This is a genomic window from Loktanella agnita (assembly GCF_046640325.1).
Classification (GTDB): domain Bacteria; phylum Pseudomonadota; class Alphaproteobacteria; order Rhodobacterales; family Rhodobacteraceae; genus Yoonia; species Yoonia agnita.
In genome coordinates, this window is the sequence record NZ_JBJMBF010000002.1 from 79,469 (window position 1) to 92,597 (window position 13,129).

Annotated in this window: 11 protein-coding genes; 6 read left to right on the plus strand and 5 right to left on the minus strand. The window is 60.7% G+C overall.

Annotated elements, in window-relative coordinates:
- The first annotated feature begins 35 nt into the window (after window positions 1-35).
- Window positions 36-1,490, plus strand: coding sequence for an efflux RND transporter periplasmic adaptor subunit (locus tag ACJ5NV_RS02460; RefSeq protein WP_411642032.1), 1,455 nt, complete (start codon window positions 36-38; stop codon window positions 1,488-1,490).
- Entirely contained in the window at window positions 1,490-4,885 is a 3,396-nt protein-coding gene (locus ACJ5NV_RS02465; RefSeq protein WP_411642033.1) for an efflux RND transporter permease subunit, read from the plus strand. Before ACJ5NV_RS02460 ends, ACJ5NV_RS02465 begins: the two co-directional genes overlap by 1 nt.
- On the opposite strand, the gene ACJ5NV_RS02470 is transcribed toward ACJ5NV_RS02465, so the two are convergent.
- A complete protein-coding gene (locus tag ACJ5NV_RS02470; protein ID WP_411642034.1) occupies window positions 4,882-5,682 on the minus strand; it encodes a protein-disulfide reductase DsbD domain-containing protein in 801 nt (266 codons plus the stop codon). The two genes, ACJ5NV_RS02465 and ACJ5NV_RS02470, sit on opposite strands and share 4 nt — an antisense overlap.
- A 105-nt stretch (window positions 5,683-5,787) precedes the next feature.
- Here ACJ5NV_RS02470 and ACJ5NV_RS02475 point away from each other — a divergent pair, with 105 nt between their 5' ends.
- The gene (locus ACJ5NV_RS02475; protein WP_411642035.1) at window positions 5,788-6,357 is read left to right on the plus strand and encodes a YqgE/AlgH family protein; all 570 of its coding nucleotides are present in this window, start codon (window positions 5,788-5,790) and stop codon (window positions 6,355-6,357) included.
- A 100-nt stretch (window positions 6,358-6,457) separates the two neighbouring features.
- Here the strand turns inward: ACJ5NV_RS02475 and ACJ5NV_RS02480 are convergent, their stop codons facing one another.
- Entirely contained in the window at window positions 6,458-7,144 is a 687-nt protein-coding gene (locus ACJ5NV_RS02480) for an endonuclease/exonuclease/phosphatase family protein (RefSeq protein WP_411642036.1), read from the minus strand.
- 39 nt (window positions 7,145-7,183) lie between these two features.
- On the opposite strand from ACJ5NV_RS02480, the gene ACJ5NV_RS02485 reads away from it, so the two are divergent.
- Window positions 7,184-7,849 carry a hypothetical protein gene (locus ACJ5NV_RS02485; protein ID WP_411642037.1) on the plus strand — a complete coding sequence of 222 codons (666 nt, stop codon included), beginning with the start codon at window positions 7,184-7,186 and terminating at the stop codon, window positions 7,847-7,849.
- 90 nt (window positions 7,850-7,939) lie between these two features.
- Here the strand turns inward: ACJ5NV_RS02485 and ACJ5NV_RS02490 are convergent, their stop codons facing one another.
- On the minus strand, window positions 7,940-8,953 hold the full coding sequence (locus tag ACJ5NV_RS02490) for an NAD(P)/FAD-dependent oxidoreductase (protein WP_411642038.1): 1,014 nt from the start codon (window positions 8,951-8,953) through the stop codon (window positions 7,940-7,942).
- Window positions 8,954-9,001: 48 nt separating this feature from the next.
- Between ACJ5NV_RS02490 and mnmD the strand changes: the two genes are divergently transcribed.
- Together mnmD and ACJ5NV_RS02500 are read left to right on the plus strand one after the other, a co-directional pair.
- The gene (gene mnmD / locus ACJ5NV_RS02495; protein ID WP_411642039.1) at window positions 9,002-9,682 is read left to right on the plus strand and encodes a tRNA (5-methylaminomethyl-2-thiouridine)(34)-methyltransferase MnmD; all 681 of its coding nucleotides are present in this window, start codon (window positions 9,002-9,004) and stop codon (window positions 9,680-9,682) included.
- Window positions 9,672-10,541, plus strand: a complete 870-nt coding sequence (locus ACJ5NV_RS02500) for a DMT family transporter (protein WP_411642040.1) — start codon at window positions 9,672-9,674, stop codon at window positions 10,539-10,541. Before mnmD ends, ACJ5NV_RS02500 begins: the two co-directional genes overlap by 11 nt.
- A gap of 20 nt (window positions 10,542-10,561) precedes the next feature.
- Here the strand turns inward: ACJ5NV_RS02500 and ACJ5NV_RS02505 are convergent, their stop codons facing one another.
- Window positions 10,562-10,942 (minus strand): hypothetical protein, encoded by a 381-nt coding sequence (locus ACJ5NV_RS02505; protein WP_411642041.1) that lies wholly within the window; start codon window positions 10,940-10,942, stop codon window positions 10,562-10,564.
- A 132-nt stretch (window positions 10,943-11,074) separates the two neighbouring features.
- Window positions 11,075-13,084: a lytic transglycosylase domain-containing protein gene (locus tag ACJ5NV_RS02510; protein WP_411642042.1), complete on the minus strand. Its 2,010-nt coding sequence runs from the start codon at window positions 13,082-13,084 to the stop codon at window positions 11,075-11,077.
- Window positions 13,085-13,129 lie beyond the last annotated feature (45 nt).

Sequence of the window (13,129 nt, forward strand, 5' to 3'; positions counted from 1 at the left end):
GGTTTTATACGAACGCGACACACAAGGACGAATACATGCGCTTTCTACGTCGTAGCCTAATGGGCATTTTCCTTTTGGCCGTGACCTTGGTGTTGGTCATCTGGGCAGGCAATATGGTGCGCGAGGCCGTTGTTGCAAAGATGAACGAAGAACCGCGCAGCTATCCACAACGCGAACGTGTCTTTGCGGCGAATGTTGTCACGCTAGACCCGCAGACTATCGTGCCGGAACTGACCGTCTTTGGTGAATTGCGTAGCCAGCGGACGCTGGACCTGCGCAGCGCGACCGGTGGCACCGTGCTGGAAGCCAGCGATGCGCTGGTCGAAGGGGGCACCGTCAAGACGGGTGATCTCTTGTTGCAGATTGACCCGGTCGAAGCACAGGCAACGCTGGACCGCGCCCGCGCCGATCAGCAAGACGCAGAGGCAGAGCTGCGCGATGCCGAACGCGCCCTTATACTGGCCGAGGATGAGCTGACCGCCGCCCGCGCCCAGACCACGCTGCGTGAACAGGCGCTGACCCGCGCCCGTGATCTTCAGGAACGGGGGGTCGGCACAGCCGCCGCCGTGGAAACTGCGGAATTGGCCGTGTCCAGCGCGCAGGCGTCTGTGCTGACGCGCAGGCAATCCGTGGCCTCTGCTGCGGCGCGCATTGATCAGGCCACCACAATGCTGTCACGCACCCGCATCAGTGTCTCCGAAGCGGAACGCGACGTGGCCGATACCGAAGTTTTTGCCGCCTTCGATGGCAGCCTTGCCAATGTCACGATCAGCCCCGGCGGGCGGGTCACCGCGAATGAGCTGTTTGCGCAGCTTGTCGATCCAACACGGCTTGAAGTCGCGTTTCGTGTGTCCACCTCGCAATATGCGCGGCTGCTTGATGGGACCGGCACATTGATCAGCGCGCCGGTGCGGGTGGTGCTTGATGTCTCTGGCGTGAACCTGTCCGCCACTGGCCAGATCACCCGTGAAGGCGCAAGCGTGGGCACCGGGCAGACCGGGCGCTTGCTTTTTGCGGCGCTGGATGCCGCGCCGGGCTTTCGCCCTGGTGATTTTGTGACGGTCAGCATCGACGAACCCGCGCTGGACAACGTAGCCTTGGTGCCCGCCACAGCGGTGGCCGCTGATGAAACCGTGCTGACTGTCAATGCAGAGGATCGCCTTGAAAGCGCGCAGGTCAGCCTGCTGCGCCGGCAGGGTGACAATGTGATCGTCAGCGTTGGCGATCTGGGCGGGGCCACGATTGTGGCCGAACGCTCGCCGCTGCTGGGGGCCGGGATCAAGGTGCAGCCGATCTACCCCGGCAGGCCCGCAGAACCCGACGCCGAAGAATTGGTGACGCTGGACCCTGAACGCCGGGCCAAGCTGATGGCCTTTGTCACAGACAGCCGGATGCCGGATGACGTCAAGGCGCGGATCATAGGTCAGCTGGAACAGGATCAGGTTCCGTCCGGGACCATTGCCCGCCTTGAAAGCAGGATGGGCAGCTAATGGACAACGGGGCAGATATTTTAAGCAATCGGGCCGGGGGCATCCTGTCCTATTTTACCCGGCATAAAACCGCGTCCAACCTGCTTTTGGTGCTGATGCTGACGGCGGGGATGCTCGCCTTTCCGAATATGCGGGCGCAGTTCTTTCCCGATGTGGTGGTTGATGACATCGACGTGTCGGTGCGTTGGGACGGTGCCGGGGCAGAAGATGTAGACGCTGCCATCGTGCAGGTGCTTGAACCCACGCTGCTGGCGGTCGAAGGCGTCACGGAATCCTCGTCGCGTTCGACCGAAGGCAGCGCGCGTATCCGGCTGGAATTCGAACCCGGCTACGATATCGACCGCGCGGCAGAGGATGTGCAACTGGCCGTCGATAGCGCGTCCAACCTGCCAGACGATGCGGATGAACCCAGTGTGCGGCGCGGCGGCTGGTCTGATCGGGTCACGGATGTGGTCATTACTGGACCTGTGGGCGTTGACCAATTGGGCCGCTTTGCCGATGAACTGTCCACCCGGCTTTTTGCCGAAGGGGTCACGCAGGTGATCATCCAAGGTGTCGCCGCCCCGTCGATTATCGTCGAGGTGCCGTCACTTTCACTGGTTGAACATGATATCGGCATGGCCGACATCGCCCAGCGGATCGGGGAAGAGGCCGAAGCCGCCCCCGCCGGTGACGTGTCCTCCAACGCACGGGTGCGGACTGGCGTAGCCAAGCGCAGCGCCGATGAAATCGGTGCGATTGCGCTGCGGTCCAATGCGGACGGGTCCAGCCTGACGATTGCCGATGTGGCCACGATCAACGTCGAAGGCACGGACCGCGAACGCGCCTATTACGTGGGCGAAAACCCGGCGATCAAGCTGCGGGTCAACCGCTCTGCCCAGGGCGACGCGATTGGGATGCAGGAAACCGTTGAACGGGTCAGTGAACAATTGACCACATCGCTGCCATCAGGCGTGTCCATCGCGCTGGTCAATGCGCGGGCCGAACAGATCACCGGTCGATTGGATATCCTGCTGAGCAATGGTCTGACCGGGCTGATGCTGGTGGTGGGGTTGCTGTTTTTATTCCTGAACGCGCGCACGGCATTCTGGGTGGCTGCAGGTATTCCCGTGGCCATGTTCGCGGCGATTGCACTGATGTATGCGGTGGGGATCACGATCAACATGATCTCGCTTTTTGCGCTGATCATCACGCTGGGGATCGTGGTGGATGATGCCATTGTTGTGGGCGAACATGCGGATTTCCGGGTGCGCCAATTGGGGGAACACCCCACCGTGGCCGCGGAAAACGCAGCACGGCGGATGTTCAGCCCGGTGTTTTCGGCCACAATCACCACGATTATTGCGTTTTTTGGATTGACGATCATCGGCGGGCGCTTTGGCAATCTGATCTCTGACATTCCGTTCACGGTGATCGTGGTGCTGGCAGCCAGCCTGTTGGAATGTTTCATCATCCTGCCCAACCACCTGGCGCATTCGATGGCGCATTCCGCTAAAGATCACTGGTACGACTGGCCTTCGCGCAAGGTAAACCAAGGGTTCGACTGGGTGCGAGATCAACTGTTCCGGCCGTTCATGGGGTTTGTGATCTGGGCACGCTACCCGGTATTCGCGCTCGCCCTTGTGGCGCTGGCCAGCCAAATGGCCTTGTTCATCAAAGGCGATGTCAATTGGCGGTTCTTTAACGCGCCCGAGCAATCACAGGTGACCGGAAACTTTGCGATGCTGCCCGGCGCGACCCGCGAAGACACGCTGGAAATGATGCGCGAAATGCAGCGCGCCGCCGAGGCATTGGGCGCAGAATATGAACAAGAGCACGGGGCGAACCCGCTGAAATACGCGGTAGCCGAAATTGGCGGCAATTCAGGGCGCGCGCTGGCCGGGTCTGAATCCAAGGATGCCGACCAACTTGGCGCGATCACGATTGAACTGATCGACGCAGACAGCCGCCCCTATACCAGCGCGGCCTTTGTCAGCGCCTTGCAGGAAAACATCCGTCAGCATCCGATGGCCGAAACGGTTAGCTTCCGCAGTTGGGGGTCCGGGCCGGGCGGCGATAACCTTGATATCCAGATGTTCGGTGCGGATAGCGACACGCTGAAAGCGGCGGCAGAGGCGCTGAAAAGTGAACTTTCACGCTTTGGCGAAATCGCCGGGCTGGAAGACTCGCTCGCCTATGACAAGGAAGAACTGATTTTGGAACTGACCCCACAGGGGCAGGCGCTCGGGTTGAACATCGACGGGCTGGGCCGGATCCTGCGCAACCGCCTTGGCGGGATCGAAGCGGCGAGCTTTCCTGACGGCGCACGCTCGGCCACGATCCGGGTCGAACTGCCCGAGGCAGAGCTGTCTTCCGATTTTCTTGACCGGACACTGATCCGCACCACCGAAGGGGCCTATGTCCCGCTGGCAGATGTGGTGACGGTGACCAGCCGCACCGGGTTTTCGTCGGTGATCCGCGAAAACGGTCTGCAGTTGATTTCGGTACAAGGGGACTTGGATGATGACGACGCTGCCCGCGCAGCTGAAATTCAGCAGACCATCGATGACGACATTCTGCCCCGGATTGAAACCACATATGGGATCGAAACCCAGCTTTCGGGACAAAGCGAACAGGAACGTGACTTCCTGAACGACGCGCGCACCGGGCTGATCCTGGTCCTGATGGGGATCTATCTGACCTTGGCCTGGATTTTCGGTAGCTGGACGCGCCCGCTGGTGGTGATGGCGATTATTCCCTTTGGGCTGGTGGGCACGATCTATGGGCACCACCAATGGGGTATTCCGCTGAGCATGTTTACGGTGATCGGGTTGATCGGGATGGTTGGGATTATCATCAATGACAGTATCGTGCTGGTGACAACGGTAGATGAATACGCCCGCGACCGGGGGCTCGTGCCTGCGATCATCGACGGGGCGGCAGACCGGTTGCGCCCGGTCATGCTGACCACCTTGACCACGGTGCTGGGGCTGTCGCCCTTGCTATACGAAGGGTCCAATCAGGCCGAATTCCTAAAGCCCACGGTCATCACGTTGGTTTATGGTCTTGGGGCGGGGATGTTCTTGGTGCTGCTTGTCGTGCCGTCGCTGATGGCAATGCAACAGGATGTGCGCAACCAGATGCAATCGGCAAAACGGGCATTGCGGGGGCGTAATCTGGCGATGATTGCCCCGGCTGGGCTGGGGGTGCTGGCTGCGACGGCATTGGCGGCGGCCACGGTGCTGCCCGTGATCCTGAGCGGCAGCGCATGGGCGCCAGCCGCTGCGGTTCTGCCGATGCTGGGCGGCGGGTTTGGTCCGGCGCTGGCCGTGTTTATGGTGGCGCTGATGGTGGTGCTATTGCTGATCTATATCGGGGCGGCACTGGCAACAGGTCTGGGGCGGCGCAAGGTCTAACCGGCTGCGCAGCCCTGAATATCTATCGCCCGGTCTTGGCCCAAAAGCGTGATACGCACGGCAGAGCGGTCCAGCGCAAAAGCCTGCCCGCTGCTATGCACCATATCGACCGTCGCGCTCAGCGCCGGGCCGATGCGGGTCACATCCGCCTCTGACACCCAGACATGCGGATCGCCTGCTTCAATCACCACAACCTCGGATGGGCCAATCGGGGGCACGTCAAGGCTGGCCGTCAGGCGCAGCCCGTCACTGATCGGGGTGACGGTGCAGACAACCTCGTTGATGTGGGCCTCGTCACGCGACAGGGGGCGGTTGATCAGGGCGGCTGTGATTGCGGGATCGCGCGCGCCACCGGCAGGCAGAAGCGCATCGAAATCAAGCGTCACAGGCATGCAGATTTCTTCGCACACGCCCATATTGATCTGGCCGCTGATCTGCATCGGCGCGTCCGGATCATTGCTGAATACAGTCAGGGGAAAAACGATACTATCCGCATACCCGATGGCGCGCATCCCATTCAGGTGAAACACATCCGGGATCGGAAAATGCGGCGCGACAGCGGTGATGTTATGCGACCCATCAAATGAAAACTGCGGCGGGATGCCGGTATCGCCCGGCGCGCGCCAATAGGTTTTCCACCCCGGCTGCAATGTGATCCGCAGGCCCGCGATGTGATCGCCATTCGCGTTGCGCCAGCCGGGCAAAAGCTCTGCCTCGGCCAGCCCGTTATAAGGATCCGCCAAGGCAAAGCCGGGCAGGGCGGTCATCATCAAAAGGGTCAGCATGTTTTTGCGCATGACGTCTTACTTATCCATAAGGCCTGAAATGGGAAGTCACGTTTGAGCGAAGCTTTGTGACGGTTGCCACTTGCGCCGCTGCCCTTGGGCGCAAATAATAAGGGTATGGAAGCAGAACAATCGAGTCTCGCCGGTAAGCTACTGATCGCGATGCCCGATATGGGCGATCCGCGCTTCGCGCGCAGCGTGGTCTATATGTGTGCCCATTCTGACGAAGGCGGCATGGGGCTGATCGTCAATAAGCCACAGCATGACGTGCATTTCTCTGACCTGATGGAGCAGTTAGGGATCAACCGTCAGCCGGGCGTGCGCGACATTCGTGTGCATTTCGGCGGCCCCGTCGATGCCGCGCGGGGGTTTGTGCTGCACAGCAATGATTACACATCCGAAGCCGGAAGCCTGCATGTGGACGATCATATCTGCATGACCGCCACGCTGGATGTGCTGGAAGACATCGCGCAGGGCAGCGGGCCGGACAGCTCTATGCTGGCGCTGGGCTATGCAGGCTGGGGGCCGGGCCAGCTGGAACGTGAAATCAGGGAAAACGGCTGGCTGACCTGTGACCCGCGCGACGACATCATTTTTGGCCGCGCGAATGAACATAAATGGACTGCCGCGCTCAAGGTGCTGGGGATTGACCCGGTGCTGCTTTCGGCGACAGCGGGACGGGCCTGAGTCCGATAAAAGTCCGACGCTTTTCCGATCGCCTATGTTCGCTTCAGCGGGACGTGTGAGTCGGTGTATTCGTTATGCTCCACCGGGCAGCGAAATCACATCATCTCAGCGCAATATCGGCCCAGATCGGCAGGTGGTCTGACGCATAGCGGGCAGGCCCTTCCTGCACGACCCCGGCGGCATGCACCGTTAGCCCGCGTGACACCGCGATCCGGTCCAATGCGGCGATGGGGCGGGCGGCGTGGAAACTGTGGCCGGGGGCGTGGATGTCGAAATCTTCAAGCACTTCCAGACCCTTATGCGGGGACCATTCGTTGAAATCCCCTGCGACGACGGCACGGTCAGTGCCTGCCACCGCACGGGCAATCGCCCGCAATTGCCCCGCCCTGTGGCGGCGCATCAGACCCAAATGTGTGGCGACAAGTGTGAACCCGTCTAGATCGACACGAACCGCACCGCGCGGTTCCAGTCCCGGCAGGTCGATATGCGTGACCTTGCCGTGCCCCATGCCCTTGCGCACCAGCACCGCATTCCCGTGCCAACCGATACTCACATCATTGCGGGCGACGGCGACCACTTCAAAATCGGTTTCCGCAGCGATCAGACTGCGCGCCAAAGCCGAAGGGCGCGCACCAAGTCGCATATCCGCCTCCTGCAATGCAACCACATCGGCCGCAAGACCGTTCAACACGGTAAGGATACGCATCGGATCGCGCCTGCGATCCAATCCTTTGGCCTTGCGGATATTGTAACTGGCGATCCGGACGCCTTTATCATGGGTATTCATACTGATGATAATGGGGACGGATTGGTAAAAGGAAAGACCATGACGACACCGAAAATTTTTGGCCAGCGCGGGCTTGTCGTCATTCTCTGGGGGCTGCTGTTGGCTGCGGCGCTTGCTGCACTTGTGATGGGAAATTGGGAACTGGGCTTTGTCGCGCTTGCCACATTGGCCCTTGCGCTAGCGCCGGTTTTTCTGGCCTCGCGGCTGCAAATTTCGCTGCCGATGCCTTTTATGGTGGCGGTGACTTTGTTCATCTTTGCCAGTGTTTTTATGGGCGAAGCGTTTAATTTTTACGAACGGTTCTGGTGGTGGGATATCGCCCTACATGCGGCATCATCCGTGGGTTTTGGGACCATCGGCTTTCTGTTCATCTTTATGATGTTCGCAGGTGACCGCTATGCTGCGCCGCCGGTTGCCATGGCCTTTATCGCCTTCTGTGTGGGGGTCACGGTCGGCACGATCTGGGAAATCTTTGAATTCGCGATGGATTCCACCTTTGGTCTGAACATGCAGAAATCCGGTCTGGACGACACGATGGAGGATCTGATCATTGACGCCATCGGCTCTGGCATCGGGGCCTGTGCCGGGTATATCTATCTGCGCGGCAGTGGCCGGGGCAGCGCGCTGGTCAAAGCGCTGTTCGGTGATTTCGTCGAACGCAACAAGCGTCTGTATCACAAATCGCGCGCGCGTTTTCGCCGTTAAAGCGTTATGCGAAACACCTGAATCAGCTGCCGCTGCCTGAAATCATAGATTTCAACGCGTTAGCTGATACGTCATGTCTCAGGTATTTCGTCAAACGCTATAGGCGCGGAACCCGTCGGGGATGGTATCGCGCTCGTCCAGTAACAGATCAGCCATGACCATGCCCACCTTGGGCGCCATGCCGAACCCGATCTTAAAACCGCCATTGGCGATGAATTCCCCCTGTCGTGTCGGATGCGCGCCGAGCACGGGCGCACGGCTGCGACTGCGGGGGCGGACACCGGCCCAGCGGGCGATCACCGGCGCGTCCCGTAATACGGGGAACGCGGCGATGGCGCGGGTCAGAATATCGTCCAATGCAGCATCAGTGCGGCTTGGGTCGTCGAATTCCCGTTCAGAGGTGGAGCCGATGGCCACCGTCCCATCCCCATGCGGAATGATATGCAAACCATCCGCAAAAAGCTGCGGCTGCCCGGCGGCGTCATATTCCAACAGCGCGGCCTGTCCTTTGACCCCGTTCCCACCGAGCTCTGCCAGACCTTGCCAGCCGGTCGCCCAGACGATCTGGCCTTCCTGTGGGCCACCCTCTGCGATCTCGCCACCCAGCGCGACAATCGCATCAGCCAGCGCACGGGTGGCGCGGCGTGGGTGGATCAGGGCCGACAGCGTATCATGCACCACCAGACCAGTGGGCGAAGGCGGCATCCACCCTGCATCACCCGCAGGGATCACCTGCCAGAGGGCCTTGCTTTGCCAAAGCTCTGCCGCCGTCACGGCCCGTGCCCGCGCAAGCTCTACCGCGCGATCATCGGCCAAAGGCTGCAGGCGTCCCGAACGGGCATAGCCTGTCGTGGCCCCGGTCAGCTCTGACACCTCGGCCCAGAACTGCTCTGCCATGATCAGGCTGTCGAACTGAAATGCCTTCTTGTCGTTCCAGTTTTCCGGCACATGTGGAGCAAGCGCACCGACGATCCCGCCGCTGGCCCCGGCGGCCACACCATGCGGATCAATCACACGAACCCGCGCGCCGCGCCGGGCGCAGGCATAGCCCACCGACAGGCCAAAAATACCCGCCCCCATCACCGTGATATCAGCCGTTGCCATTCCACGCCCTTCACCCCAAAACTGACCAAGTATCTAAGGCAGGACGCGATGGCAGACCAGACGGCAAAACTCGACTGGCGGGATGGGGTGCCCATCGCCACGGCTTTTGACGATCCGTATTATTCGCTGGACAACGGGCTGGCCGAGACGCGGCACGTGTTTCTGGACGGCAATGACCTGCCCGCGCGGTTCGGGGGTGATTTTCGGATCGGCGAACTGGGGTTCGGCACCGGGTTGAATCTGCTAGTGACATGGGCCGCTTGGGATCAGGCCGGACGGCCCGGCGCGCTGCATTTCACATCGTTTGAGGCGTTCCCCATGGCCAGCGCCGACATGGGGGACGCATTGGCGCATTTCCCTGAACTGGCACCCTATGCCGATGCGTTGCGCGAGGCATGGTCGCCCGGCGACGGACCTGTGGCCCTACCCGATGGTCCCACGCTGCATGTGATCATCGGCGATGCGCGGCAGACGCTGCCCCGATGGGATCATCAGGCCGATGCATGGTTTCTTGATGGATTCTCGCCTGCGAAAAACCCCGAACTGTGGGACCCGGCGTTGCTGCAAGCCGTAGCGGATCATACCGCACCCGGTGGGAGTGCTGCCACCTACAGCGCGGCCGGCCATGTGCGGCGCGCCCTGACCGAGGCAGGTTTTGACGTTACGCGCAGCCCCGGCTATGGCCGCAAACGGCATATGACCCGCGCAAGGAAACACCATGCAGAATAACACAAAGCTGGGGATCATGCTGATGATCGCCACCACCTTTGTCTTTGCGGTGCAAGACGGGATCTCGCAGCATTTAGCCCGACAATACAACGTGCTGATGATCGTGATGGTCCGCTATTGGTTCTTTGCCGCCTTTGTGATCACCATCGCCATACGGCAATCAGGGTCCGTCCGGGCGGCAGCGGCCACGCAGCAGCCGGTGCTGCAAATCTTTCGCGGCGCGCTATTGGCGTTGGAAATCTGCGTGATGGTCACCGCTTTTGTGGCGCTGGGGTTGGTGGAAAGTCACGCCATCTTTGCCTGCTACCCGCTGCTGATTGCCGCGCTCTCTGGCCCGGTTTTGGGAGAGGCCGTGGGCTGGCGGCGCTGGGCAGCCATCGGGATTGGGTTCATCGGCGTGCTGGTCATTCTGCAACCGGGCTTTGCCATTTTCGCCCCTGCGGCGGTGGTCCCGCTCGCCGCCGCACTTATGTTCGCGCTTTATGGGCTGCTGACCCGCTACGCCGCGCGCAAGGCCAGCACGGCGACCTCGTTTTTCTGGACAGGCACCGTGGGGGCGGTGATCATGACTGGGATCGGGCTTTGGTTCTGGGAACCGATGGGGCGGGCGGATTGGATCTGGATGGCGACGCTTTGCGTCACCGGGGCCAGCGGGCATTGGCTGCTGATCAAAACCTACGAGGTGGCAGAGGCCAGCGCGGTGCAGCCCTTTGCCTATCTGCAACTGGTCTTTGCCAGCACCATCGGGTTGCTGATCTTTGGTGAAACCCTGCGTTGGAACGTGGCGCTGGGTGGGGCCATCGTCGTGGGCGCCGGGCTGTTTACCCTATGGCGCGCACGGAAAAAAGAGGTCGCGTAGGGCGGACATTTTACCCTGCGCTAATTATAGATCAACGCCGCCAACGCAAATACGCCCGTCAGCGTCAGCAAGGGCCAGCCGACATGTCGCCCCTTACTAACAACAAGATCAAACAGCCCAATGACTAGGAACCCCATGCCGACACTCAAAAGGATAACCTGATTGAGGACACCCGGCGCATAAACCATGCCGTAAAGGATTACGGCAAGCATCACCCAGCTTAACGACGTGACATGCCAAGCAAAGCGCAGAACAAGGCGTCCCAATTGGTTATCAAGCACGCGATTACCACGATGTCGGAACATCGGACGTAAAAGGTAAATCTCACCGCCCACTGCATGGAGGGTACTAGTAAGCAGCAAACAGGCTGCTGAGGTCAGGATCAGCCAATCATCTAACATGCGACGCTCTCCTTATTGCCGCGCTGTTAGCTCAATATCAGAGGCGAGCCATATGTTGCAGCGTGGCATATCAACGCGATCTGGCATGTCATCAAATCAACGGATTGATCTGTCCTGCTAGTAAAGCCCACGCTACCCCGGTTCAGGGCGCGACAGCGGGCGCAGGGTCGGGATATCCTCGACCACCTGCGGCAGGGGCCGGGCACGCGGACGTAGCAGGGGCTTGCGCCCTATCAGCATCTCCGTGAACCTGATCGGTCCCGTTTCACCGCTCAGGCGCGCCTGATAGACGGGAATGCTTTCTGCCACGCGCATCACATAATTCCGGGTCTCACTGAACGGGATGTGTTCGATCCAATCCACCACATCCATTTCCCCAAGACGCGGATCGCCGCGTTCATCCATCCAGATATTGGGGCGGCTTGGCCCGGCGTTATATCCTGCTGCGATCAACACCGGGGTGGGGCCGAATTCCTGTTCCAGTATGGACAGGTATTTCGTTCCCAGTTGCGCGTTATAAGCCCAATCCGTGGTCAGCCGGGCGCGGCTATATGACAGGCCCAGAAACCCTGCGACCTCTTTCGCGGTGCCGGGCATGAGCTGCATCAGGCCCAATGCGCCCGCCGGGCTACCAATCCCGATATTGAACTCACTTTCGCGCCGGGCGATGGACAGGGCAAGTGCAGAATCCACGGGGACCTCAAGCAATGCCAAATCATGCAGCGGGTAATAGACCGACGGCGCGAGCGTGTTGCTGGATGCCGCCTGTTTGCCCATGCGCAAGGTATAATATTGTTCGTCCATCGCATCGAGGGCGGCACCGATCTGCGCCAGCTCTGCCGGGGTCAGAATTTCGCCCAGCCGGGAAAAGAATGTGACCGCATGGCTGCGTTGGCCCGCATCCAGCAATATAAAGGCGGATTTGACAACATCATGATCGAATATCGGGGCGCCGCGCCACTCCACGGGTGCGCCGGCAAAGGCAGGATCAAGTGGCAGGCCCAGCTTTTCTGCGGCCAGTAATCCATAAAAACTGGTCTGGTATTCGGCAGCCGCGCCATAGGCGGCATTTGCCTGATCAGGGTTGCCCGTGGCCTCATGCGCGCGACCGACCCAATAATGCATCCGACCGCTCGAAATCGGCGTGCGGACGACGCGAGCGGCGTTTTCGAAATGGTCCAGCGCCTGTGACGGATCACCCAGATAGGTCAGGGCCAGATAACCCGACAGCCATTCCAGATCTGCATAATCGGCGCCGCCTGTCAGATAATGGCGCGATGCCAGCTGATAGGCTGCATCGGCGCGGCCTTCCTGCATTGCATCGCGGGCAAGCACCTGTCGCCAACCCGCCCAGGGTTCAGGCTCTCCCAAAGCCGCGCGACTGGTAGAGCGTTCAAGCAGCACCTCTGCCGCTTCGTCCCAATCGCCGCGACGCGCCAGCCAGTTCTGGCGGCTATGGATCAGGCCGGGGTCTTCGCGCAGGGCTTCTGGAACCGCATTGTAAAGCGGCAGCATATTACGGGTGCGCCGCAGATATCCGATCCGCGCCGCTGCCAAGGCCCGCTGATCTGCATCCAGCAGGGGCAACATGCGGGCCGCTTCGGTGACGTGTGACCGCCAGATCAGGTTATCGGCGCGGGCCGTGTGAAACGGGCGCAAAATATCGGGGAAATCGGCCAGCATCAGCCGTTGGTCACGCTCGCTCAGGCGCAGTTCGAGCCAGGCCGTGCGCAGCACATCCTCTGCCTCTTTAATCTGGCCAGAGGTCATCAGCGCCTCGGCCAGCCGGACCGCGCCGCGCCCTGTATCGGGTGGGGTATCGACGAAATAGGCGATCACCTCTTGTGCGTCATGGCCTTTGGGGATCGCCCGCTCGCCCGCTGCACGCAGCCGCTCCGCTGCGGGCCAGTCGGGTTTTTCCGTCAAAAATGTCTGGTAATCGGAAAAATTGCCGCTGCCTTCGCGCAGGCGCAGCCATGTCAGTAGATCGGTCGCAACCGGGTCGGCGTCTTCGGCCAATGTATGGGCACGGTCCCAGCCGTCGCTCGCTGCAGAAATGGCCGCAACTGCTTTGGGATCAACCTGCTGGGCCCCAACAGGCAGGGCCGGAAGGATCGCAAGAAAGAGAGTAGAAAGTCGCATTAAGCTCACCGCAATTGTCATTGCCCTTTCAACCTAACTTGACCA

Bases quoted from the DNA above. Each gene is read 5' to 3' on its own strand.
- ACJ5NV_RS02460 (WP_411642032.1), top strand. From the start codon at position 36: ATGCGCTTTCTACGTCGTAGCCTAATGGGCATTTTCCTTTTGGCCGTG.
- ACJ5NV_RS02465 (WP_411642033.1), top strand. From the start codon at position 1,490: ATGGACAACGGGGCAGATATTTTAAGCAATCGGGCCGGGGGCATCCTG.
- ACJ5NV_RS02470 (WP_411642034.1), bottom strand. From the start codon at position 5,682: ATGCGCAAAAACATGCTGACCCTTTTGATGATGACCGCCCTGCCCGGC.
- ACJ5NV_RS02475 (WP_411642035.1), top strand. From the start codon at position 5,788: ATGGAAGCAGAACAATCGAGTCTCGCCGGTAAGCTACTGATCGCGATG.
- ACJ5NV_RS02480 (WP_411642036.1), bottom strand. From the start codon at position 7,144: ATGAATACCCATGATAAAGGCGTCCGGATCGCCAGTTACAATATCCGC.
- ACJ5NV_RS02485 (WP_411642037.1), top strand. From the start codon at position 7,184: ATGACGACACCGAAAATTTTTGGCCAGCGCGGGCTTGTCGTCATTCTC.
- ACJ5NV_RS02490 (WP_411642038.1), bottom strand. From the start codon at position 8,953: ATGGCAACGGCTGATATCACGGTGATGGGGGCGGGTATTTTTGGCCTG.
- mnmD (WP_411642039.1), top strand. From the start codon at position 9,002: ATGGCAGACCAGACGGCAAAACTCGACTGGCGGGATGGGGTGCCCATC.
- ACJ5NV_RS02500 (WP_411642040.1), top strand. From the start codon at position 9,672: ATGCAGAATAACACAAAGCTGGGGATCATGCTGATGATCGCCACCACC.
- ACJ5NV_RS02505 (WP_411642041.1), bottom strand. From the start codon at position 10,942: ATGTTAGATGATTGGCTGATCCTGACCTCAGCAGCCTGTTTGCTGCTT.
- ACJ5NV_RS02510 (WP_411642042.1), bottom strand. From the start codon at position 13,084: ATGCGACTTTCTACTCTCTTTCTTGCGATCCTTCCGGCCCTGCCTGTT.